Source organism: Desulfacinum infernum DSM 9756, from assembly GCF_900129305.1.
Classification (GTDB): Bacteria; Desulfobacterota; Syntrophobacteria; order Syntrophobacterales; family DSM-9756; genus Desulfacinum; species Desulfacinum infernum.
The window spans coordinates 75,185-98,018 of the sequence record NZ_FQVB01000011.1; the positions used below are offsets into that span (position 1 = coordinate 75,185).

20 protein-coding genes and 2 tRNA genes are annotated in these 22,834 nt (G+C 62.9%); 15 read left to right on the top strand and 7 right to left on the bottom strand.

Translation table 11 applies throughout. The features are described from left to right. Positions 1 to 37 precede the first annotated feature (37 nt). Positions 38 to 2,110 carry an elongation factor G gene (gene fusA / locus BUB04_RS06835; RefSeq protein WP_073038295.1) on the bottom strand — a complete coding sequence of 691 codons (2,073 nt, stop codon included), beginning with the start codon at positions 2,108 to 2,110 and terminating at the stop codon, positions 38 to 40. Between the two features lie 150 nt (positions 2,111 to 2,260). After that, the gene (locus BUB04_RS06840; protein WP_073038229.1) at positions 2,261 to 3,742 is read right to left on the bottom strand and encodes a penicillin-insensitive murein endopeptidase; all 1,482 of its coding nucleotides are present in this window, start codon (positions 3,740 to 3,742) and stop codon (positions 2,261 to 2,263) included. 402 nt (positions 3,743 to 4,144) lie between these two features. Here BUB04_RS06840 and tadA point away from each other — a divergent pair, with 402 nt between their 5' ends. The 10 genes from tadA to porB all read left to right on the top strand — a co-directional run bounded on the left by tadA (position 4,145) and on the right by porB (position 11,002). Next, the gene (gene tadA, locus BUB04_RS06845; protein ID WP_073038231.1) at positions 4,145 to 4,636 is read left to right on the top strand and encodes a tRNA adenosine(34) deaminase TadA; all 492 of its coding nucleotides are present in this window, start codon (positions 4,145 to 4,147) and stop codon (positions 4,634 to 4,636) included. A gap of 6 nt (positions 4,637 to 4,642) precedes the next feature. Then, a tRNA-Ser gene (locus tag BUB04_RS06850) sits at positions 4,643 to 4,738 on the top strand. A 23-nt stretch (positions 4,739 to 4,761) separates the two neighbouring features. Then, a tRNA-Ser gene (locus BUB04_RS06855) sits at positions 4,762 to 4,855 on the top strand. Between the two features lie 121 nt (positions 4,856 to 4,976). Beyond that, positions 4,977 to 6,800, top strand: coding sequence for a DNA polymerase III subunit gamma/tau (dnaX, locus tag BUB04_RS20060; protein ID WP_073038233.1), 1,824 nt, complete (start codon positions 4,977 to 4,979; stop codon positions 6,798 to 6,800). Between the two features lie 76 nt (positions 6,801 to 6,876). Beyond that, positions 6,877 to 7,203, top strand: a complete 327-nt coding sequence (locus BUB04_RS06865; RefSeq protein ID WP_073038235.1) for a YbaB/EbfC family nucleoid-associated protein — start codon at positions 6,877 to 6,879, stop codon at positions 7,201 to 7,203. 12 nt (positions 7,204 to 7,215) lie between these two features. After that, positions 7,216 to 7,824: a recombination mediator RecR gene (gene recR / locus BUB04_RS06870; protein ID WP_073038237.1), complete on the top strand. Its 609-nt coding sequence runs from the start codon at positions 7,216 to 7,218 to the stop codon at positions 7,822 to 7,824. A 172-nt stretch (positions 7,825 to 7,996) separates the two neighbouring features. After that, positions 7,997 to 8,545, top strand: coding sequence for a 2-oxoacid:acceptor oxidoreductase family protein (locus BUB04_RS06875; protein ID WP_073038239.1), 549 nt, complete (start codon positions 7,997 to 7,999; stop codon positions 8,543 to 8,545). A 2-nt stretch (positions 8,546 to 8,547) separates the two neighbouring features. Continuing rightward, positions 8,548 to 8,841: a 4Fe-4S binding protein gene (locus tag BUB04_RS06880; protein ID WP_073038241.1), complete on the top strand. Its 294-nt coding sequence runs from the start codon at positions 8,548 to 8,550 to the stop codon at positions 8,839 to 8,841. A gap of 1 nt (position 8,842) precedes the next feature. After that, positions 8,843 to 10,018 carry a transketolase C-terminal domain-containing protein gene (locus BUB04_RS06885; RefSeq protein WP_073038243.1) on the top strand — a complete coding sequence of 392 codons (1,176 nt, stop codon included), beginning with the start codon at positions 8,843 to 8,845 and terminating at the stop codon, positions 10,016 to 10,018. After that, positions 10,019 to 11,002 (top strand): pyruvate synthase subunit PorB, encoded by a 984-nt coding sequence (gene porB / locus BUB04_RS06890; protein ID WP_073038245.1) that lies wholly within the window; start codon positions 10,019 to 10,021, stop codon positions 11,000 to 11,002. It begins immediately after the preceding gene. A gap of 590 nt (positions 11,003 to 11,592) precedes the next feature. Here porB and BUB04_RS20265 read toward each other — a convergent pair. After that, positions 11,593 to 12,027, bottom strand: a complete 435-nt coding sequence (locus tag BUB04_RS20265) for a pyrimidine dimer DNA glycosylase/endonuclease V (RefSeq protein WP_353743178.1) — start codon at positions 12,025 to 12,027, stop codon at positions 11,593 to 11,595. A gap of 181 nt (positions 12,028 to 12,208) precedes the next feature. On the opposite strand from BUB04_RS20265, the gene BUB04_RS06900 reads away from it, so the two are divergent. The 5 genes from BUB04_RS06900 to BUB04_RS06920 all read left to right on the top strand — a co-directional run bounded on the left by BUB04_RS06900 (position 12,209) and on the right by BUB04_RS06920 (position 17,585). Further along, positions 12,209 to 12,484 (top strand): metal-sensitive transcriptional regulator, encoded by a 276-nt coding sequence (locus BUB04_RS06900; RefSeq protein WP_073038247.1) that lies wholly within the window; start codon positions 12,209 to 12,211, stop codon positions 12,482 to 12,484. Positions 12,485 to 12,498: 14 nt separating this feature from the next. Beyond that, positions 12,499 to 14,388, top strand: coding sequence for a heavy metal translocating P-type ATPase (locus tag BUB04_RS06905; protein WP_073038249.1), 1,890 nt, complete (start codon positions 12,499 to 12,501; stop codon positions 14,386 to 14,388). A 78-nt stretch (positions 14,389 to 14,466) separates the two neighbouring features. Continuing rightward, positions 14,467 to 15,453, top strand: coding sequence for a TRAP transporter substrate-binding protein (locus BUB04_RS06910; protein ID WP_073038251.1), 987 nt, complete (start codon positions 14,467 to 14,469; stop codon positions 15,451 to 15,453). 255 nt (positions 15,454 to 15,708) lie between these two features. Next, entirely contained in the window at positions 15,709 to 16,209 is a 501-nt protein-coding gene (locus tag BUB04_RS06915) for a TRAP transporter small permease subunit (RefSeq protein WP_073038253.1), read from the top strand. A 41-nt stretch (positions 16,210 to 16,250) separates the two neighbouring features. Beyond that, positions 16,251 to 17,585 carry a TRAP transporter large permease gene (locus BUB04_RS06920; protein WP_073038255.1) on the top strand — a complete coding sequence of 445 codons (1,335 nt, stop codon included), beginning with the start codon at positions 16,251 to 16,253 and terminating at the stop codon, positions 17,583 to 17,585. Positions 17,586 to 17,953: 368 nt separating this feature from the next. On the opposite strand, the gene BUB04_RS06925 is transcribed toward BUB04_RS06920, so the two are convergent. The 4 genes from BUB04_RS06925 to BUB04_RS06940 all read right to left on the bottom strand — a co-directional run bounded on the left by BUB04_RS06925 (position 17,954) and on the right by BUB04_RS06940 (position 22,822). Then, a complete protein-coding gene (locus tag BUB04_RS06925) occupies positions 17,954 to 19,837 on the bottom strand; it encodes an ASKHA domain-containing protein (RefSeq protein ID WP_073038257.1) in 1,884 nt (627 codons plus the stop codon). A 123-nt stretch (positions 19,838 to 19,960) separates the two neighbouring features. Then, positions 19,961 to 20,761, bottom strand: a complete 801-nt coding sequence (locus BUB04_RS06930) for a dihydropteroate synthase (RefSeq protein ID WP_073038259.1) — start codon at positions 20,759 to 20,761, stop codon at positions 19,961 to 19,963. A gap of 24 nt (positions 20,762 to 20,785) precedes the next feature. Beyond that, positions 20,786 to 21,409, bottom strand: coding sequence for a cobalamin B12-binding domain-containing protein (locus BUB04_RS06935; RefSeq protein ID WP_073038260.1), 624 nt, complete (start codon positions 21,407 to 21,409; stop codon positions 20,786 to 20,788). Positions 21,410 to 21,448: 39 nt separating this feature from the next. Beyond that, on the bottom strand, positions 21,449 to 22,822 hold the full coding sequence (locus BUB04_RS06940; RefSeq protein WP_073038262.1) for a uroporphyrinogen decarboxylase family protein: 1,374 nt from the start codon (positions 22,820 to 22,822) through the stop codon (positions 21,449 to 21,451). Positions 22,823 to 22,834 lie beyond the last annotated feature (12 nt).

Below are 22,834 nucleotides of genomic sequence, written 5' to 3' on the forward strand. Positions count from 1 at the left end.
GAAAAAATCAGCGGGCTTGGATGTCGCATCGGTGCACTTATTCCTCTTTCTGCCTCTGGCGAATGATCTCCTCCGCGATGCCCTTGGGAACCGGATTGTAGCGGGCGAATTCCATGGTGAACTCCGCCTTGCCCTGGGTGGACGATCGCAGGACGGTGGAATAGCCGAACATCTCGGAAAGAGGCACTTCCGCCTCGATGACGGAGAAGTTGCCGTCCTCGGCGGTGCTTACAATGATGCCTCGGCGCTGGTTCAGGGTCCCGAGCACCGCGCCCTGGTATTCCGAAGGGGTTTCCACCACCACGCGCATCACGGGTTCCATGAGGATGGGATTGGCCTTCTCGTAGGCCTGCCGGAACGCCCCGATGGCCGCCTGCTGGAAGGCCAGGTCGGAGGAATCCACCGGGTGGGTGGCGCCGTCGTTGATGGTCACCCGGACTCCCACCACGGGACATTTGGCCAGGCTGCCCTTCTTGAGGCATGCCTGAAAGCCCTTGTCGCAGGAGGGGATGAATTCCTGGGGAATGACACCGCCCGTGATCTGGTTGACAAATTCGTAATCGCCTTCTTCCAGTGGTTCGATGAAGCCGGCCACGCGACCGAACTGGCCGGCCCCGCCGGTCTGCTTCTTGTGGGTGTAGTCGAAGTCGGCGCGCCGCGTAATGGTCTCCCGGTAAGCCACCTTGGGCTGACCCGTCTCCACGTCGGCCTTGTATTCCCGGCGCATGCGTTCGATGTAGACGTCCAGATGCAGCTCCCCCATGCCGCAAATGATGGTCTCCCCCGTCTCTTCGTCCAGATAGGTCCGGAACGTGGGGTCTTCCTTGGTGAAGCGGGTCAGGGCCTTGCTCAGGTTCATCTCCGCCTTCTTGTCCTTGGGCTTGACGGCCAGGGAGATGACCGGTTCGGGCACATGGATGGAGCTCATGCTCAGCTTGCACGAGCCGTCCGTAAAGGTGTCGCCGGAAGCGCAGTCGATCCCGAAGAGCGCCACGATGTCGCCGGCCGCCGCCGATTCGATGTCTTCCATTTCATCCGCGTGCATGCGGGCCAGACGTCCCACCTTGGACACCTTGCCGGTGCGGGAATTCACGATGGTGGATCCCTTGTGGATCGAGCCCTGGTAGATGCGCACATAGGTGAGTTGCCCGTAGCGGGTCACTTCCAGCTTGAAGGCCAGCATCACCAGCGGAAGATCCGGGGCCGCCTGGAGGGGGACTTCCTTCTCCTCGCCTTCCAGGTCCAGGGCGGTGTTGGGAATGTCCGGCGGGCTGGGCAGGTAGCGCACCACCGCGTCCAGCAACGGCTGGACCGCCTTGTTCTTGTAGGCCGATCCCAGGAAAACGGGGGTGAGCTCCAAAGACAAGGTGCCCCGGCGGATGGCCTCGTGGACGAGATCTTCCGTTACCCGGTCTTCCAGAATCGCTTCCGTCAGCTCGTCCGAAAAGAGCGATGCGGTGTCCAGGAGCTCCTCGCGCTTTTCTTCGGCAAGCGGGAGCAGATCCGCGGGGATGTCCCGTTCCACCACCTCTTCGCCGTTGGGGCCCTCGAAGGTCAAGGCCTTCATGCGGATCAGATCCACCACCCCGTTGTGCTCGCTTTCCAATCCCAGCGGGATCTGGACCAGCACGGGAGTATGGCCCAGCTTGGTGCGCAATTGCTCCACTACTTTGAAGGGATCGGCACCGGTGCGGTCGCATTTATTGATGAAGGCGATCCGGGGCACGTTGTAGCGCTTCATCTGCCGGTCCACCGTAACCGACTGGCTCTGGACGCCGCCCACGGCGCACAACACCAAGATGGCACCGTCCAGCACCCGCAGCGACCGCTCCACCTCAATGGTGAAATCCACGTGGCCCGGGGTGTCGATGATGTTGATGAAGTGTCCCTTCCACTCGCAGTAGGTGGCGGCGGACTGGATGGTGATGCCCCGTTCCTTCTCCAGTTCCATGGAGTCCATCTTGGCGCCCACACCGTCCTTGCCCCGAACTTCGTGGATGGCATGGATTCTTCGGGTGTAGAAGAGAATCCGTTCCGTGAGGGTGGTCTTGCCTGAATCGATGTGCGCGCTGATGCCGATGTTTCTGAGTTTGCTGAGATCCTTGATCATGGGTTCCATCTCCCGAAAAACATGAAAATCCTTGCATGTTGCCCAACAAAAGAAAAACGGGCAACAACGAGTGTGCCCGTCGGGAACGGGTGCTCCTATCAAAAGTATGTCCAAAAGAAAAGAAAAAAAAGATCTGAAGGGAAATTTCTTTTATCGGGAGGTGAAGGCGGGAACGGAAAGTTTCTGGCCGGGGCGAAGGATGCTTCGGGTGCTGAGCCCGTTGGCCCGGCAGAGGGCCTTGAGGGGGACGCCATATTTTCGGGAGATGCCCCAGAGGTTTTCCCCCGGGGCCACCGTGTGGGTTGTGGAAGGAGCGCCCGCAAGGCCTTCGATCTCATAGCCGACCGTCAAGCGCTGCCCCGGCCGCAGGGGTTTGCGGCTGTCCAGACGGTTGAGCCGACACAGCTCCTTGAGACTCAATCCGTGGCGTTTCGCGATGGACCACAAGGAATCCCCCGGGCGAACACGATACAGTTTCGCTCTCATTGCCCGTGAAGATGTCGGCGGGGGCTCCACGAGGCGCCGGTGATCGATGGACGCCAGCTGCAACGGCTTTTGTTCCAGGACGGACCGCGGCTGGAGGGTGCTGGCAATATGAACCGGCTCCAGCTCAAAGGCGCGCCGGTAATAGACCAGCTGCATGCCCGGCGTCAGCGGGCTGGTGGCGGTCAGGTTGTTCCAGCGAAGAAGGTCGTCCAGGCGCACCCCGAAGCTGCGCGCCAGGGCCTTGAGGCCTGGCTCGGATCCATCCACGTAGTAGTGCACGGTCTTGGGGAGAAACGCATTCTGGGCCAGCTCGATCAGGGCGGCCCTGTCAGGGTCCAAATGGCGAATCTTTCCCGCCAGGGTGGACCAGGGCGCGTAGAAGCGCACATGCAAGTGGTCCCGATGGCGGCGCGCATGCCGGATGATTCCATCCTTGTAGGCGCGCCCCACATTGTAAAAAAGCCTATCCAGGTACGCCTCGTCCCAGCCGTGGTCCAGGGCGTAGCGGTGCAGAAGCCTTTGGATCTTTCGGTCCACGAAGATGTATTCCACGCGGCCGGTCTGAAGCAGAGCGTCCACGAGAGCCCACGTTTTGGCCACATCCAGGTTGTAAGCGTTCATGGGGGTGAGGCGGTCCAGGGGGCGGTTGCCCTTGGCGTACATGCCGATGTCGATATCCCGCCCGTTCTGGTGGGATCGATGTCCGCGCAGCCATCCTCCCCCTGGCCGGGAGATGTCGCCGATGAGCACGTTCACCGTGTCGGGGAATTGGGTGCGGACCTTCTCGATGGCATCGAGCACGCCGCCGATGAGTTCCGGTGTGGCGCAAGCATTCTCGGGGCACCGCAGCCGGTAACCACCTAGATCGGTGGGAAAGGGGACGCCGCCTTCGAGGCGCCCGCGGAACGGCTCTCCGATGGCCCGGGTGAGGGCCGACGACTGGCCGACCATTGAAAAAGACAGGATAAAGACCCACACCACCACGGCGGCATGGGAGCCCCATCGAGCCGGATAAGCGCGGAATCTGGGCGGTTCAAGATGGCGGCAGGCCTTCTCGGTCGGTAAGATCAGGGGTCCACTCCCTTTGCTGGGGTCCAGGTTGCCTTTCCGGCGCCGGGCGCGGCGTTTCGGCGCGCGGCGCACCATGCCGCACCTTCTGCCACGTGTCAATGCAGGTGAAAGTTTTCTTTAGGTAGGAAAAATAAAGCACTTCTGTCAAGTCGATTCTATCGCTGGTCTTTGTTGGCAGCCTTTTTTTTCGCCCGGACGACAGGATCGGCAGCGCGATTCGGGGCAGTGTTGGCAAAAATGGCAGTCGGGACAAGGGTGCTTGGACCCGTGGCCGCTCCACGCGCGGGCGGGTTGATAGACCAGCGGAAAGCCGGCCCGCTCTTCGAAATGGCCCTTGGGTGTGGGAGGTGGGGGCTTTTCGGCCATGGCTGCACCTTTCACAAGGCAAGGCGAGGTTCCGATGGATCCTTTGCCCTGGATTAAAGTAAAATCGTCTTTATCCTAAGGAGCCGCAGCGGGGTCGGCAAGGGAGAGTCCATGGCGGGGGAAGAGAAAGACGGCATCGATCTGGATCACCACTATTTCATGGGGCTGGCCTTGGCGGAGGCGCAGCGGGCCTTTTCCCGGGGGGAGGTGCCGGTGGGGGCCGTCCTGGTGGCCCAATCGGGCGTGGTGTTGGCCCGCGGCCACAACCGGCCGGTTTCGTCGTGCGATCCCACGGCCCATGCGGAGATCGTGGTCCTGAGGCGGGCGGCCACGCTCCTGAGAAACTACCGGCTTCCCGGCACCATCCTGTACGTCACCCTGGAGCCCTGTGCCATGTGCCTGGGTGCGGCGATGCACGCACGGGTGGACGCGGTGGTCTTCGGAGCCGCAGATCCCAAGGCCGGAGCCGCCGGAGGCGTTGTGGACTTGACAAACATCGGCGCTTTCCCTCATAGTATCCGGGCTGTTCGCGGGGTGCGCGAAGACGAATGCGCGCGGCTCGTTTCGCGTTTTTTTCGGGAACGGCGATCTTTGAAAAGATGAGCCTGCGGAGAGGTACCGAAGTGGTCGTAACGGGGTCGACTCGAAATCGACTTGTCCTGTGAAGAGCAGGGCACGTGGGTTCGAATCCCACCCTCTCCGCCATTTTGGGCCCATGTGCTGATTGCGGAGAGATGCCCGAGCTGGCCGAAGGGGCACGACTGGAAATCGTGTGTACGCCCACAAGGCGTACCGAGGGTTCGAATCCCTCTCTCTCCGCCAACTTCGCATTCTGTCGGCGAGCTCCCGAACCGATGGTTCCCGGGAGCTTTTCCTTGTTTGGACTCGGCCTGTAACCCGTCGGCGGCTTTGCGCCCCGAATCCACGGAATCTCGTCAAATCCATGTCCTACCTGGTCCTGGCCCGCAAGTGGCGCCCCCAAACCTTCGATCAAGTGATCGGGCAGCCCCATGTGACCCGCACCCTCCAAAACGCCATCAAGACGGGCCGCATCGCCCATGCGTACCTCTTTACGGGGGCCCGGGGGGTGGGCAAGACGTCGGTGGCCCGGATCCTTGCCAAGGCCCTCAATTGCGAACGGGGCACGTCGCCCGTGCCGTGCAATGAGTGCTCCAATTGCCGGGAGATCTCCCAGGGAAACGCCGTGGACGTGCTGGAAATCGACGGGGCGTCCAATCGGGGCATAGACAGCATTCGGGACCTGCGCGATACAGTCCGCTACCGGCCGGCCAAGAGCCCCTATAAGATCTACATCATCGACGAAGTGCACATGCTCACCACAGAGGCCTTCAACGCGCTTCTAAAGACCCTGGAGGAGCCGCCGGCCCATGTGCTCTTCATCTTCGCCACCACGGAGCCCCACAAGATCCCCGGCACCATTCTGAGCCGCTGCCAGCGCTACGATTTCCGGCGCATCCCCACCCGCGAGATCCTTGCCCACCTCTCCCGGATCGCCGCGGAGGAAGGGGCCGGGTTCTCCGAATCCGTCTTGTTCGCCGTGGCCCGGGAGGCCGACGGCAGCATGCGCGATGCCCAGAGCCTCATGGAGCAGCTTCTCGCCTTCCGGGGTGAGGAGCTGGACGACCGCGAAGTGCTGGATCTTCTGGGCGTGGTGGATCGGGAAACCGTCCGGGAGGCGGCCCGGGCGGTCCTGGACCGGGATGTGAGGAAGTGTCTGGATCTGGTGGACCGCCTCCATGGACGAGGCATCGACCTGCGGCGGTTCTGCCAGCGGCTGTGCGAATACTTCCGGGACCTCATGGTGCTGAGCTTCGGAGAAGCCCGGGGCGGTTCCTGGTTGGATCTTCCCCGGGAGGAGCGCCGGGGGCTGGAGGCCTTGGTGTTCCGCACGTCCGGAGAGGAACTCTTTTCCTACTTCCAGATGCTGGTGGCGGGCGAAGAGGAGATCCGCCGTTCCAGCCTCCCGCGGGTGGCTCTGGAAATGCTGCTTCTTCGACTGGCCACCCTGCCCCGCCTCCAATCCCTTGACTCCGTGCTGGAAAGGCTGGAGACGCTGGTCTCCGGGGCGGCGCCCACGGAAACGGCCGAAAGACGGATCCGGTTCAGGGCGGAAGATCGGCGGGATATGGCACCTCGCCATGCACCGGAGCCTGTCTCCCCTTCCCATGAGCCTTCGAAGCACCCGGCGGATCTTGCGGGCCGGAAGCCGGAGATCCCCGCAGCGGTCCCTCCCCCTCTTCCTCCGGAAGAAGACGAACCGGAAGGCCCTCAGGTCGAGGAAAATGATCGTGGCGAAGACGGCGCCCTTTCGTCGGCCGCCGGGATGGCCGAGCTGCTGGGGGTTTCGGCGGTGGTGGACGACTGGGAGGGTTTTTGTCGGTGGGTGGCCGGGCGGGACCAGATCATGGGGGCCAAGCTCGGGCAGAGCGCGGCGGTCGAGGACCCGGCGGGCGTCCTGGCGATCCATGTTTTGGAAGTCTATGAGGCCAGCGTCCAAAACGGGGACACCGAACGGACCCTGCGGGAACATCTTTCCCATTATTTTCGTGGGAAAAAGGCGGCCTTTCCGATAAGGTTTTCCGTGAAGAAGGCGGCTATCCGAAAGCCTTCCGAAGCCGGCCCGCGCAACGCCAGCCCCACGCGTCTGGCCCTCAACCATCCGGCGGTGCAGCAGGCCATCGAAGTGCTGGGCGGGGAATTGGTGGAGATCCGCCCGTTGACATCCAAGAAAAAAAAGAACGGCTGAGACCCTCCGGCCGGACCGATCCGGAGACTGGATCGACAACGGTCGAGACGGGATCGGCACAAAGGAGGAGGAACGAATGCCCAAAGGATTCAATCCCATGCAGCAGGTGAAGAACCTGCAAAAGAAACTGGCCCAGATGCAGGAAGAGCTGGCGCAGCGCACAGTGGAATCGTCCGCCGGCGGTGGGATGGTGACCGCAGTGGCCAATGGACGCCAGGAAATCGTCAAGATCACCATCGACCCCCAGGTGGTGGACCCGGACGATGTGGAAATGCTGGAGGACCTGGTCCTTGCCGCCGTCAATGACGCCCTCAAAAGGGCACAAGAGATGGTGGCCGAGGAGATGGGCAAGCTGGCCGGGGGCCTCAACATCCCCGGACTCAACATCCCCGGTCTCTTTTAGGCGGGGGCGGCGATGGTGACCAAAGCCTACCCGCCCACCCTGCGGGAACTCATCAAGCGACTGAGCAAACTGCCGGGTCTGGGCGAAAAGAGCGCCTCGCGGATCGCCATGCACCTGCTGCGCGCCCCGGCCGCCGACGCGGAGGCCCTGGCCCAGGCCATCCTGCGCCTCAAAAGGGAGATCCGAACCTGCTCCCGGTGTTTTCATTTCACCGACGGGGATCTGTGTTCCATCTGCGCGGATCCGGCCCGCCAAAACGGGGAAATCTGCGTGGTGGAGACCACCGCGGACCTCCTGGCTCTCGAGGAATCGGGAGCCTTCAAGGGTTCCTACCACGTGCTCCAGGGAACGCTGGCGCCCCTGGACGGCGTCGGTCCCGACGACATCCGGATCCGGGAGCTCCTGGAAAGAATCGAGCGGGAAGAGGTCCGGGAAGTGATCCTGGCCACCAATCCCACCAGCGAAGGCGAGGCCACCGCAAGCTACCTCATGAAACTGCTGGAAGGCCGTCCGGTGCGCGTGACCCGCATCGCCTACGGCATCCCCATGGGGGGCGATCTCAAGTACATCGACAAGGTCACGTTGGAACGTGCCCTTCAGGGCCGCCGACAAGTGCATTAATGCACTAAATGCCTTGACCCCCTGTGCGGGCCTCGTTATATATCGGCAACTTCACCGGGCCGTGCGTCCTGGGCGGAGCCGGAGACAACGGCGTCTCATCCGCCCTTTGTCCATAGGAACCTGCCGTTCGAAGCGGTCCTGCCCGTAAACAGTAGAAAGATGGAGTTCACCCATGGTTGAGATTCGTTTTCACGGTCGAGGTGGACAGGGCGGCGTGACCTCCGCGGAGCTCACGGCCCTGGCCGCCATCGAGGAGGGCAAGTACGCCCAGGCGTTTCCCAGTTTCGGCCCGGAGCGGCGCGGGGCTCCGGTCATGGCCTTCGTGCGCGTGAGCGACCAGCAGATCCTGACCCGGGAAAAGGTCTACACTCCCAACATCGTGGTGGTCCTGGATCCCACGCTTTTGACCATCGTGGACGTGCAGGCCGGCGTGCCGGACGACGGTATCATTGTGGTCAACACCAAACTGAGTGCCGAGGAGCTGCGGAAAGCCACCGGAATCAACCGGCGCCTGGCCGTGGTGGACGCCAGCACCATCGCCATCGAAACCTTGCGGGTGCCCATCACCAACACCACGATGCTGGGGGCGCTCATCAAGGCGACGGGGATCATCTCCGTGGATGCACTCCGGGGGCCCGTACAGAAGCGGTTCGGCCCCATCGCGGAAAAGAACCTGCAGGCCTGCCTGCGGGCCTTCGAAGAAACGGTTGTGGAGGGATAGCGGTGGCCAAGGAAACAGGGATTGTCAGCTGGAAGGAACTGGCGCTGGGATGCACCTTGACGGAACCCGGCAGCGCCGCGCAGCTCAAAACCGGAGACTGGCGCTCTATGCGGCCGGTGACCGACTTCGAGCTCTGCAACAAGTGCGGCCAGTGTTACATCTTTTGCCCGGACATGGTCTATTCCCAGAACGAGGAGGGCTTTTACGAGGCCGATTACTACTACTGCAAAGGCTGCGGGATCTGCGCCCGGGAATGCCCCAAGGACGCCATCCAGATGGTAGAGGAGGGAGACTAAGATGGGCAAGCGAGTGGGAATGGAAGTCTCCATCGCGGCGGCTGAGGCGGTCGGCCTGTGCGATGTGGACGTGATCGCGGCGTATCCCATCACGCCGCAGACGCATATCGTGGAGCACCTTTCCGAACTGGTGGCCGACGGGCATCTGGATGCGGAATTCATCCCCGTGGAATCCGAACACAGCGCCATGAGCACCTGCGTGGGGTCGGCGGCGGCCGGAGCCCGCACCTTCACCTCCACCGCCTCCCAGGGCTACGCCCTCATGGCGGAAATCTGCTACATCGCCTCCAGCATGCGGCTTCCCATCGTCATGGCGGTGGCCAACCGGGCGCTGAGCGCCCCCATCAACATCTGGAACGACCACTCGGACATGATGATGGCACGGGACACGGGCTGGATCCAGACGGTGGCCGAAAACGGCCAGGAAGTGGTGGATCTCATCATCCATGCTTTCCGTGTGGCGGAAGACCACCGGGTGCTGCTGCCGGTCATGGTCAACCTGGACGGCTTCATCCTAACCCACATGATCGAGCCCATCATCTTGCCGGACAAGGAAGAGGTGGACCGATATCTGCCGCCCTACAAGCCCAAGATGCGCCTGGATCCCCAAAATCCCCTGACCTTCGGGCCCGTGGGCATGCCGGAGGTCTATACGGAAGCCAAGAAGGCCCAGGACGAGGCCCTGAAGGGATCCAAGGCCGTCATCGTGGAGGCCTGGCGGGAATTTGAAAAGCAGTTCGGCCGTTCCTACAAGCCGGTGGAGACCTACAAGGCGGATGACGCCGAAATCATCATCCTCACCATGGGAAGCATTTCGGAGACGGCCATGACGGCCGTGGACAAGATGCGTGCCGCCGGGCAGAAGGTGGGCCTGGTGCGCCTCAGGCTGTGGCGTCCGTTCCCGGCCGAGGAGCTGATAGACGCCCTCAAGGGAGCCAAGGCTCTGGCGGTGGTGGACCGCTCCCTTCCCTTCAGCGGCGGTTGCGGGCCGGTGTGCGTGGAGGTGAAATCCGCCCTCTTCGACCGGGGTCTTTCCCCGTACGTGCAGAACTTCCTGGCCGGCTTGGGCGGCCGGGACGTGACGGTGGAGGACTTCGAGGCGATGGCGGCCAAGGTGAGCGACGGTCTCGCCAAGGGCCTTCCCATGGGCTACGAAATCATGAATGTGAGGGAATAAATGGGCGTTGCAACGGAAGCACTCAAGGATTTCAAGGGCTTTCATCCCAAGAAGCTCCCGGACGTGGAACCCCTTTCTCCGGGACATCGGGCGTGCCAGGGCTGCGGTGAAGTCTTGGCCCTTCGCCAGGTGATGAAGGCTTTGGGAGAAAACGTGGTCGTGGCCAGCGCCACGGGCTGCATGGAGATCATCACGTCCCCCTTCCCCCAGACGGCCTGGCGGGTGCCCTGGATCCACGTGGCCTTCGAGAACGCGGCGGCGGTCATCAGCGGCGTGGAATCGGCCTACAAGGCCCTGAACCGCAAGGGCAAGATCGACCAGCCCGACGTGGTCTTCCTGGCCTACGGCGGTGACGGCGGTACGGCGGACATCGGCCTCCAGGCCCTGAGCGGCGCCCTGGAGCGGGGCCACAACTTCATCTACGTGTGCCTGGATAACGAAGCCTACATGAACACGGGCATCCAGCGCTCATCCGCCACCCCCTACGGCGCCATGACCACCACGTCGCCTCCGGGCAAGAAGAGCATCGGGCAACGCACGTGGAAGAAGAACGTGGCCCATATCGCGGCGGCCCACGGCATTCCGTACGTGGCCACGGCGTCGCCGGCCTACGCCTTGGATCTCATGAACAAGGTGAAGAAGGCGGCCATGGTGCCCGGCCCGGCGTACCTGCACATCTACTCGCCTTGTCCCACGGGCTGGCGGCACGGTACGGATCTGGCCATCGAAGTGGCCCGCATGGCGGTGCTCACCAAGGTCTTCCCGCTCTACGAAGTGATCGACGGGAAATGGATCCTTTCCCGCAAGGTGGCCAAGCCCAAGCCCGTGAGCGAGTACCTCAAGCTCCAGCGCCGGTTCCGTCACCTGACGGAAAAGGAGATCGAGGCGATCCAAAAGCGGGTGGACGAAGACTACGATAAGCTCCTTCGCCTCTGCGCCATGAGCGCCGAGCCGGCCGGGGACAAAGCGGCCGAAAAGGAATAACCGGCGGAACAACAGCGCTTATCGACCTTTCCGCGGTGCGCCGGGTTCCTTCCCCGCACCGTGGGTTTCCGATCGCCTGCCGGGACGAAGGATCCTTCGCCCCGGCAGGCCTTCGCTTCCCGAAAGCCCCGAGCCGCTCCCCCCTCTCCTTCCCATGGGCCTCTATTCGCATCCATTGGCGGTTCTCTTTGGCCACCTGGTCACGGGGATCCAAAATTTCAAGCTATAGGACCCTGTCTGAAAACGCTAGGTATCGCCGCCTTTCTCGTAGCGCAGCCCTTTAGGGCTGCGGAGGAATCTCCGGACGTCGGATAGGTCATCGGGTATACTGTTTGTCACTTCAAGAGGTTACGATAGACATTTCCCCGGGGCTGAAGCCCCGCGGCTACGAAGAGGACGGGAATCCGTCGGCCTCTTGCGCCGGAGATTCATTCCCGGAGAGCTTCCCATGAGCTTGTCCGAAAACGGCAGATTTGCGCCGCTCAACGCCGATTCGTCATCCCCGCGAAAGCGGGGATCATGAATTTCCAGTAAGTTATGGACTCCCGCTTGTGCGGGAGTGACGGGTGGCGCTGTTCTCGGTCAGCTTCCTATCGAATCTCCCAGGGTTCCACGTCGCCGGGCAGGACGCGGAAGAGGGGATGGACCGGCACCGGGTGGATCCGGCGAACCCGGGCATGCCAGTCCGGAGCGCGTCGGGCGAGTTTCGCCAGCAGGTGTTGTCGTTCGTAGCGGATCTGTCCTTCCGTCACCCCGATCACCTCCACCGGTTTCACCTCGCCCCCTATTTTGGCGGCATCGAACCGGTAGCCCCGCCTTTGGGCCTCCTCCAGAACCGCCGCCAGATAGGCCCGGACGGCCGAAAGGGGTTCGTCGTGGGCCCGGAAACGCACCAGTTGAGGGTGGTGGCGGTAGCCCCGGGTGCGGCCTTCCAGGACGGCCTTGGCAAGGAGTCCCTCGCGCCACAGGGCCACCAGGCCCTTGGGGTCCAGAAGGGAAGGATGCAGGGACCAGAGTCGAATGATGGCCTCCTCAAGGTTCTGAGGGTAGGGTGAAAGAGCAAGACAGTTTCCGCCACTATTCCACGGAAGCCATCGAGTTGGAACCCCTTTTGGAAGCCGCGGACCTTGCCGGTGAATTCGGCCTTGACAAGGGGCGCTTGGGAGCGCCATATACCCATACCCTGTATATGTAAGGAGGTGAACCATGGCGCTCTGCGGAGAAGACCACAAGAAACTGCTCCACCGGATCAGCCGCATCGAAGGCCAGATCCGGGGCATCCGAAAGATGGTGGAAGAGGATCGCGACTGCCTGGAGGTGCTCAAGCAGATCGCCGCCGTGAGCGGCGCCGTGCGCTCCCTGGGTATGGTGATCCTGGAAGACCACCTGAAAGGGTGCGTGTCCAATGCCATTCGAGACAAGGGGGAAGACGACCAGCTGATCCACCAGGTGATCGAGATTTTCAACAAATTCAGCAAGTGAGACCGAGGTGCACGATGATCGGACGATTCTCTCATGTGGGTGTCTATCGCGAACTGGCTCGATCCTCGGAATTCTATCGGATCCTCTTTGCCGGCGTCCTGGCCCTGGCAAGCTACTTGTGGGACCGAAACGCAGCCGTCCCCAGCGCCCCCGGTAAAGCCTTGGCCCTGGCCTCCCTGGCCCTCAACGGCCTTCCCATCATCTGGAACGCCGCGAAAGGACTCCTGGAACGCCGGACCAACGTGGATGAACTGGTGAGCCTGGCCATCATCGCCTGCCTGATCCAAGGCGAGTTCCTCACGGCCGCCTTTGTGAGCTTCGTCATGGTGCTGGGGGCTCTCATTGAAGAGCTCACCACCGATTCGGCTCGAAACGCCATCAAATCCCTCATGAACCTGGCCCCCGAAATGGCCGTGCTGGTGACGGAGGACGGCACCCGGTCGGTGCCCCTCCGCGATGTGAAGGTGGGCGACCGGCTCCTCATCCGCCCGGGAGATCGCATCCCCGTGGACGGGGTGATCGAGGCGGGGCAGACCTCGGTGGACGAATCCGCCATCACGGGAGAGCCGGTTCCCAGGGAAAAGGCGAGAGGCAGCGAGGTCTTTGCCGGCACATTGAATCAAAACGGGGTGGTGGAGATTCGGGTGACGAAGGTGGGGGAAAACACGGTGCTGGGCAAGGTGATTCGCCTGGTGGCTTCGGCCGAAGCCCATAAGCCTCAGGCAGTCCGAGTCATCGACCGCTACGCCCGGTGGTTCACGCCCGTGATCCTGCTTTGCGCGGGCGTCACCTGGGTGCTCACCCACGACGTGAGCAAGGCCGTGACCGTGCTCATCGTGGGGTGCCCGTGCGCCCTCATCCTGGCGGCTCCCACCGCCATCGTGGCCACCGTCGGCCGGGCGGCCCGGGCGGGCATCCTGGTCAAGGGGGGCCTTTATCTGGAGGAAGCCGGACGGGCGGACGTGGTTCTTTTCGACAAGACGGGGACCCTCACGGAAGGAAATCCCAAGGTGGATCGCATCGTGGCGCTGGACGGGGTGGATCCTTCTGCCGTACTGGCTCGGGCCGCATCGGTGGAGCGGCACAGCACCCACCCCCTGGCCCGGGCCGTCCTGAAGGCCGCCCATTATGCACGGGTGACCCTGTGCCGGGCCGAGGAGGTGGTCACCGAGATCGGCCTGGGGGTGCGAGCCCGCGTGGAGGGCTGCCTGGTGGAGGTGGGAAGCGCTTACCTGGGAGGCGGGACCCTGTCGGTACCTCCGCCGCTTCGGGACCATCTGGAATCTTTCAAGAGAAGCGGTGCAACCCCCCTGGTGGTCTTCGAAAACAAGCAGCCGGTGGGTGTCCTCAGCGTCCAGGATCACGTGCGCCCGGGCGCCGGAGAAGCCGTCCGCCAGCTCCGGAACCTGGGGATTCAGCTCATCGGTATCCTTTCCGGGGACCATGACGTGTCGGCCCGGAGAGTGGCCCGGGAGGTGGGCCTCGGCCAGGTCTGGTCGGAACTGAAACCCCACGAGAAGCTGGAGGTGATACGAACCTTCCAGGCGGACGGGCGCGTGGTCATCTTCGTGGGCGACGGGATCAACGACGCACCGGCACTGGCGGCCGCCAACGTGGGGATCGCCATGGGATCGGCGGGAACGGACGTGGCCCTGGAAACGGCGGACATCGCCCTCATGCACGACGACATCCACCGGTTGCCCTTCCTGATTCGGCTCAGTCGCCGCATGCTCAAGACCATCCGTTGGAACATCGCCTTCGGCATGTTTTTCAACGCCCTGGCGGTGGCTGCAGGCGGAGCCGGCCTCTTGTCGCCCATCATGGGGGCGGTGGTCCACAACGTGGGCTCCATCCTGGTGGTGCTGTCGTCGGCCAGCATCGGGTTTGCCAAAGACCGCGTTTGATTGTATTGTCTCTGCCGTTGAAGGAGAGGACGCCCTTCGGGGCTGGGTGTGAACTCACTGAGGAAGTGGAGGACAGGCATGATTCGAAGGATTCTCTCGGCACTGCTTGTGGCCCTTATTGCCTCGGCGCCCGTCGCCGTGGCCGCCGACGTAATCAAGATGAACCTCAACGCCATTTACCCCGCGGGCAATTTCCATTCCCAGGGTGCGGCCGAGTTTGCCAAGCGTGTGAAGGAGTACACCGGCGGAACGGTGGACATCACCGTCCATCCGGGAGGCAGCCTGGGCTTCAAGGGGCCGGAGCTGCTCAAAGTCGTAAAGGACGGCACGGTGCCCATGTCCGACATCCTCATGGGCGTGGTCCAGGGGAGCGAGAAGGCCTTCGGGATCAGCTCCCTTCCCCGCCTGGTGACTTCCTATGAGGAGGCGCTGACCTTGTACAACGCCTGCAAGCCCCTCTACGATAAGGCCGCGGCCAAGTGGAACCAGAAGATCCTTTACGTAGCTCCCTGGCCTCCCAGCGGACTTTTCACGAAGAAAGAAATCCTGACCACCGCGGATATCAAGGGCATTAAGACCCGCACGTACGACAAGAACGGCGCCGACTTTCTGACCAACCTGGGCGGTAAAGCCGTGTCCCTTCCGTGGGGCGAGGTCTATGCGGCCCTCCGCACCGGCATGATCGACTCCGTTCTCACTTCGGCCGTCTCCGGGCGCGACGCCAAACTCTGGGAGGTGCTCAAGTACTTCAAACGCATCGAATACGCTTATCCGCTCAACATGGTGGTGATCAACCTGGACTACTGGAACGGGCTGAGCGCCGAGCAGAAGGCGGCCATGGAAAAGGCCGCGGCCGAGTTGCAGGAATTGCAGTGGGAGAAGTCCCGCTCGGACAACGAGGAAGCCCTGAAGGTGATCGCCGAAAACGGAATCGCCATCAGCGAAACGGACGAGGCCTTGGCCAAGGATCTGGATGCGGCGGCGGAAGCGATCATCCGGGCCTTCCTGAAGGATGCCGGCCCCGAAGTGGCCGCTGTCGTGGAAAACTTCCGAAAAAGCCAATGAGCCTGCAGGCTGCCCGAAACGCCCGCCGTGGCGAAGCTCTCGTGCCAAGTGGTCCCATGGCGTGCTGAAACGGCGGAAGGAGGGACGTGAAATCTCCCGCAGGCCCGCGGCGTTGGAGCGTGGATGCGGGAGGCGGGCGATCTGGCGAAGGCCTTTGGATGGATGCACGGGGGGCGATTCGCCCCCCGGATTGTTTCTCGTGGTGCGGACGAAGCCCCTCGGGAGGCTTTTCTCGGTCCGGCTAGGAAAGACAGCATGGACTCCCTGGTTCGGTTTCTGGGACGCTTGAGTGACAAGGCGGCCGTGGTCTCTTCCATGGCCATGATCCTGGTGGTGCTCCTCATCCTGGTGGAGGTGGTGGCCCGATCCCTCTTCAATACCTCGACCATGGTGGCCGACGAATACAGCGCCTACTTTTACGTGGTGCTTGTCTTCCTGGGACTGGGTTTCACCCTCAAGACCGACGGCCATATTCGAGTGAAAGCGCTCTGGTCCCGTTTTGGGGGCCGCGGTCGTGCGTTTCTGGATCTGGCGGGGGCCACCGTGGCCATGGGGTTGTGTCTCTTCGCAATCTACCATGCGGTGCCCATGGTGAGGGAAGCCTACCAGCTCAACATGGTTTCCGAAACGCCGGCGGAAACCCCCATCTGGATTCCCCAACTGGCGGTGCCCGTGGGGCTCGTGCTCTTTCTCCTTCAGATGGTCGCCTTCTGGCTGGAGGCGCTGGGGCGCCTTTTGGGAAGCGACAGGAGCTGACCGACGGACTCTACAGAAAGAATCTTCCAGGAGCCTCTTTGATGATTTCCGATCCCCTCATCCTTTCGGTTGCCGTCTTGGCGGTCATGTTCTTTTTTCTGCTCTCCGGACTCTGGATCGGCTTTTCGCTCATGGCTGCCGCCATCGCGGGCATGCTTTTGTGCGATCTCAATCTGCCGCCCACCCTGTCCATCTGGACTAAAATCGGCAATATCCTGGTCAACTCCATGTGGAACAGCGTGAACTCATGGTCGCTCACCGCCCTGCCGCTCTTCATTCTCATGGGGGAACTGCTCTATCGGACGGCCATCTCCGACAAGCTCTTCAACGGCCTGGTGCCCTGGCTCAACCGGATTCCCGGAAAACTTTTGCACATCAACGTCTTCGCTTGCTCCCTCTTTGCAGCTGTGTCGGGGTCCAGCGCGGCCACCACGGCCACGGTGGGAAAGATCACCCTCAACGAGCTGTCCAAGCGCGGCTACGACGAGAAGCTGGCCCTGGGGTCCCTGGCAGGAGCGGGGACGCTGGGGTTTCTCATTCCGCCCAGCCTCATCATGATCATCTACGGGATCCTTTCGGACACCTCCATCGGCCAGCTCTTCATCGGGGGCGTCTTCCCCGGCCTTCTTCTGGCCGGCACCTATTCGCTCTACATCATGTTCCGGGCCCTGACGGACCCGAAGGCCGTGCCCGCGGTCCAGGATCGTTTCACCTGGGCGGATCGGTTGAAGTCCATCCAGGATTTGGTGCCGGTCTTCGCCCTGATCGCCGTGGTTTTGGGCGGGATCTACCTGGGGCTCACCACCCCCACGGAAGCGGCGGCCATCGGCGTGCTGGGGGCCCTCATCCTGGGCCTGCTTTTCCGAAGCCTCACCTTCGAAGTCTTCAAGGACGCTCTCTTCAACGCCGTGCGGACCTCCACCATGATCACCTTCATCATCGTGGGGGCTGCCTTTCTGAGCCAGGTGGTGGGCTTTCTGGGGATCACCACGGCCATCAGCCGCTACATCGCAAGCCTGGACTTGTCGCCCTATCTGCTCATCTTCGTCCTGGGGCTTTTCTATCTCATCCTGGGCATGCTCCTGGACGGCATCTCCATGGTGGTCATGACCCTTCCCATCGTGCTTCCCATCGTGATCGCCGCTGGCTTCTCTCCTCTCTGGTTCGGCATCTTCCTGGTCTTCATGGTGGAGTTGAGCCAGATCACCCCGCCGGTGGGCTTCAGCATCTTCGTGCTCCAGTCCATGAGCGACAAGGACGTGGGGTTCATCCTCCGGGCCACCTTCCCCTTCTTTCTCATCATGATCCTGGTGGTGGTGATCGTGACCCTCTTTCCCGAAATCGCCCTCTATCTGCCCCGAAAGATGGTGGGCTGACGGGAGCCCACCGAACGGGGAGCCTGTCCGAGAACGCCGCGGACGACCTCTTTTTTCGTAGAGCAGCCCTTCTGGGCTGCGGAGGAACCTCCGGCCTTCGGATAAGTCATCACGTATTTCCTGTCATTGCATGGAGTTACCATGATCCTTTCCGCGGGGCTGAAGCCCCGCGGCCACGAGAAGGACCAAAGTTCCTCGGCCTTGTAAGTCGGAGAGCCATTGTCAGACAGCCTCCCAGGTCTTTGGCGGCGGACAGGACTGCCGGCCCGGGGTCTCCACGTCCGCAGGGAGGCCACCGAGGAGATGGGATGGCAAAGGCAGGGTGGTCACTTGCGCGTCCGGATCAGCGCGTGACCCGTGCGGCGACGTCAATCGGGGTCTGGCTCCGACCCCATGGGGCGCAGGTAGAGGGCACGGGCGAACGCGGAGGGAAAATCGGCCTGAGCGGCCAGCTCCAGGTAGCGCACGCTGCGGGCCAGCCGTTCGGCTCGACGGCGTTCCTGCCGGGATATGAGCAGGCGCTGGGCGCCGAGGCCGGCTGCGTTTCCCACCTGCCGAAACCGTTCCGGCGGCAACTGCGGGAGCAAACCGATGGCAACGGCGCTTTCCAAATCCAGGTGGGTGCCGAAGGCACCGGCGACGATGACCTGATCCAGCGCATGGGGGTCCAAGCCGCATCGATCCAGCAACAAGGCAATGCCGGCGGCGATGGCGGCCTTGGCCAGTTGAATGGAGGACAGGTCCCGCTGGGTGATGACGATGTCACGGCCGATGCCCGTGGCGGCGGCTTCCACCAGCAGCACCTCCGGCGTAGAGTCTCCCATGCCCAGGCGCACACGCGGGTGGCTGCGATCCAGAATCCCGGTCGGGCTCAAGATGCCTTGTTCGCGCAACACGCGGACCACGTCCAGCATGGCCGATCCGCACAGGCCGAGGGGAGCTCTGCCGCCGATGGTGGAGAATTGCAAAGCATTGTCCGGCGTCGTCCGGACACGACAGATCGCCCCCTGCACGGCCCGCATGCCGTGTTGGATGTGGGCGCCCTCGAAGGCCGGCCCCGACGCACATGAGCAACAGAACATGCCCGCCGGGGTTCGCAGCACGATCTCGGTGTTGGTGCCGATATCGACGCCCAGCACGTGACCGTCCAGGGTGTGGATGTCGCTTCCCAGGATCATGGCCGTGTGGTCACCGCCGACGAAGCCCGCCATGCCGGGTACGAGGAAAACGCGGGAACCGGGAGAGAAGTCGAGCTCCAGTTCGTAAGCCTTGAGCTCCAAGGCAGCGGTGCTGGCCGCCACATAAGGGGCCTGAGCGAGTTGTGCCACCGGCCATTCCAACAGCAGGTGAGTCATGGCCGTATTGGCTGCAATGACCGTGTCTTCAATGGCCGCGGGGCTGCAGCCCAAACGCCGGATCATGGCGGCGGCCAACTGGCCGATGGCCTGGCGAGCCAGGCGGGCGAGGGTGCGCGCCTGTTCCCGGCCGGCGAGCGCATGCGATAGGCGACTGATGACGTCTTCGCCGTACCGGATCTGCGGATTCATGATGCCGTGGGCGACGCGCACCCTGCCCGTCTCCAGCTCCACCAGATAGCCGGCGATCTTCGTGGTGCCCAGGTCCACGGCGAGGCCCAAAGGCGGCTGGGGCGGCGTCCAATGCAAGGCGATGACTTCATCTTCGTACAGGCTGAGGGTGACTTCCGTGCCGGCTGCCAGGGGATCCGTGCTGCGCACGAGCGCGGGATCGATGCGAACGGTCTCGAGGCCATGGTCTTCACTCAGGGAGCGCTCGACTTGTTGCCATACGGACAAGGGCCGGTCCGTGCCGGTGGGCCGCACGGGGACGGTAAGGCGGCGTACCGGCGGGTCGGGTTCCAAGGCGAGCGGCTGCCCATCGACCTGCAAAAACGGCTGGGATGCCAGCACTTCCGGGGGGATTTCCACCCGCAGGGAACCCCGTGGTACGGCCTGGCAAGCCAGGCGCAAGCCGTCTGCGAGGTCTTCGGCCGAGAGCAGGCGCTTTTCGGCGGCCGTGGGAGGCTCCACGGGCCCCTCCAGGATCCGCACGCGGCAACGCCCGCAAAGCCCCAGGCCTCCGCACGGGGCGTCGACGCTGTCGCTTCCGTCGGCGGCCAGCAGGCGTGCTGCTTCGAGCAGGCTGTGGCCGGACTCCAGTTCCAGGCGGCGCCCTACGGGGAGGAAAGTGATCGTATGCGTGGTCGGCTTGGACGGGTTCGGGGTGCTGGGCATGGCCCTTCCTCATTGGTGGAGCCGGCCCCGGGGCCGGCACACTCCGCCGGGGCCCATGGGGATCGCCGGGATGAAGGGACCGATGGCGGGGTGAAGGCCATCGGGTCCGGTCCAGCCCGGTCCTCAGACGTCCAACTTCTTGTTCTGAAAGGCCTTGATGTACTCCAGGCAGAAGCGGTCCCTCGCCAACAAGGCTTCGGCGGCGTAAATGAGCGCGCCCATGACCGCGTCGGTAGGGTCCATGATGACCGCATCCAGGCCGTGGGCGATGCTGAGCACCACATAGGCGCGGTTGAGGTGGCGACGGGCCGGCAGGCCGAAGGATACGTTGGATACACCGGATACGAAGTGCAGGCCGGGATAGGCCTGTCTCAAGTCGTCCATGAGCAGCAAGGTGTCGACCACGCTCTGTGGGTTGGTGGCCACCGAACGCACCAGCGGATCGAAATAGACCCGATCCGGTTCGATGCCGGCTTCGCACAGGGCGTCGACGAGGCGCCCGCCCACCTCCCGAGCCTTCTCCCGGGTGGGAGGAATGCCCTGGTCGTCGAGGCCCAGCAACACCACCTGACTGTCGGTTTCCCGGAGCAGCGGCAGGACCTCCCGGTAACGGGCGGACTCACCGCTGATGGAGTTGATCATGGCACGACCCTGATGCACTTCCAGGCCCGCGGCCAGGGCACGCGGGTTGGCGCTGTCGAGGCACAGGGGCAAACCGGTTGCCTGCTGAACCACTTCCACCAGCCACGCCATGGCCTGGGGTTCTTCCTCTGCATCGAGGGTGCCGCAGTTGACATCCAGCAGATGGGCTCCTGCCGCCGCCTGGCGGCGTGCCAGGTCTTCAATGAATTCCCGGTCGCGGCGACGGACCGCGGCATCTACGGCTTTGCGCGTGGAATTGATCTTCTCTCCGATGATGAGCAAGGAATCCCTCCGTGATCCAGGGGCTCAGGCATAGATCTCTTTGCAGATGTTCACGCCCTGGACGGCGTCTTCGGCATAGAAGTCGGCGCCGGCAAAGTCCCGCACCTTCTCGTTGACCGGCGCGCCGCCGACGATGACCTTGACCTGGTCGCGAAGACCCGCGGCCGCCAAGGCGTCGACCACGTTCTTCATCTCCGGGTAGGTGAAGTTGAGCAGCGCGCTCATGCCCACCACTCTGGCGCCGGTGTCCTTGGCGGCCTCGACGAATTTCTCGGCGGGCACGTCCACACCCAGGTCGATGACCTCGAAGCCGGCTCCCCGGAGCAACGTGATGACCAGGTTCTTGCCGATGTCGTGGATATCTCCCTTCACGGTCCCGATGATCACCTTGCCGCGATGGTCCTGGGCGGCGGTGCTTTCCAGCAAAGGCTCGATCCGCTTGATCACCTGCTTGAAGATTTCGGCGGAAAAGATCAGCTGACTGATATAGTATTTCTGTTCCGAAAACAATTGGCCCACGGCCACGATGCCTTCATTGCACTCGGCGATGATCGACGTGGCGGGGGTGCCTTCCTCGATCTTCTTGTCCACCAACGCGTAGACTTTCTTTTCGTCCAGATCCCGCAATGCCTGTGCCAATTCCGTCATGATGTGTGTCCTCCAACTGGGTTGTGCGCGATTGAGCGATTACAGGAGCCACTGCCAGACCCATGCGTAGGCCATGGCCTCCAGCTGCTCCCAGGAGCGGCGGATGAGTTCCTCGTCGCCTTTGACGCCGCCCCATTCCGCCTTCTTGACTTCCCACGGGGTGATGAACTGTTGCGGTCGGAGTTCGGCCACCGGTACCCGACTGGGCTGGGGAGGCTTGGGCTTGGGCTTGATGTCGGGATCGTAGACGCCGTACTCCATGACCGCATCGATCATGGCGCGGAAGTTTTGCGGCTTGACGGTATAGGGGAAATTGCACCCGCCGCTGATGATGTAGCCCCCGTCGCGTCCGACGGTTTCACAAAGCTCCTTGACATGGGCCCGGACTTCTTCGGGGGTGCCGAGGATGAGCAGCGAGTCCTGAACACCGCCGGCGATGCACAGGTGTCCGCCGAGAACCTCCTTGGCCCGGCGGATGTCACCCTGGGTGTCGATGTCGCAGAGTACTTTGCCTTTGGGAAGTTCCAGCAGGCGATGCAAGTGAGCCCCCCAGTCCCCCTCCAGGTAGGCCCGCACGGTATGGCCGGCCGCCACCAGAATCTCGATGGTCTTCTTGAAAGAAGGCCAATAAAACTCGTCGAACTGATCCGGCGAAAGGAACATGGGTTTATGGGTCGGTACGAAGATGGGGTAGCGTTTGAGCGGGTCCGCGTAGGCCAGGGCCAGATGGGCCATCTCGTGTACCAGCACGTCACAGGCTGCCTTGACCTTGTCCGGGTAGCGATACAGGTCCAGCATCATGGACTGAAAGCCTCGCAGCACGTCGGCAAGGGCATCGAAGGGAGCCAAGAAGAAACCGGCCATGGGTTGGGGCATGCCCCAGTGCTGCTCCAGATGGATGGTGCGTTGGCGCATGACCTGGGCCATCATCATCTGAGCCATCCCGCCTTTCAGCCAGGCCAGGTGGGAGCGCGCCGTGCAGGGTCCGGCGAACTCCTCGTGGATGCGCGGCAGAAACCGTTGGATCAGAAAGCGGGTCGGGTTGTCGATGAATTCGTCGTACTCCTCCGCCTTCATGTTCTCCTTTTCCACGAACTGAAAGGGAGTGTCCGGCGGCAGGTCGCGGCCCGGCAGCCGATACGTGCGGCAGCCGACGGCATCGTACAGAGGAGCGTAGATGCGGTTGTTGCGCAGCACATCCACTTCCGGGAAATCCCGCATAAAGGCTTCTTCCGCCTGCAGCCACCGTTCCGGGTCGTAGATGGTCTGCTGGTGGTTGTTGCCCGAGTAGACCTCGGCGAAGTAGTTGCTGCCGGTGGCGATGGGGATGCGGTCCGTGGGTTCCAGGGCGATGGCGGCCTGATAGCGCCCCAACCTCTCTTCAAACAATTGCTTTGCTTCCGCGGGGTTCATCCGGTTACCTCC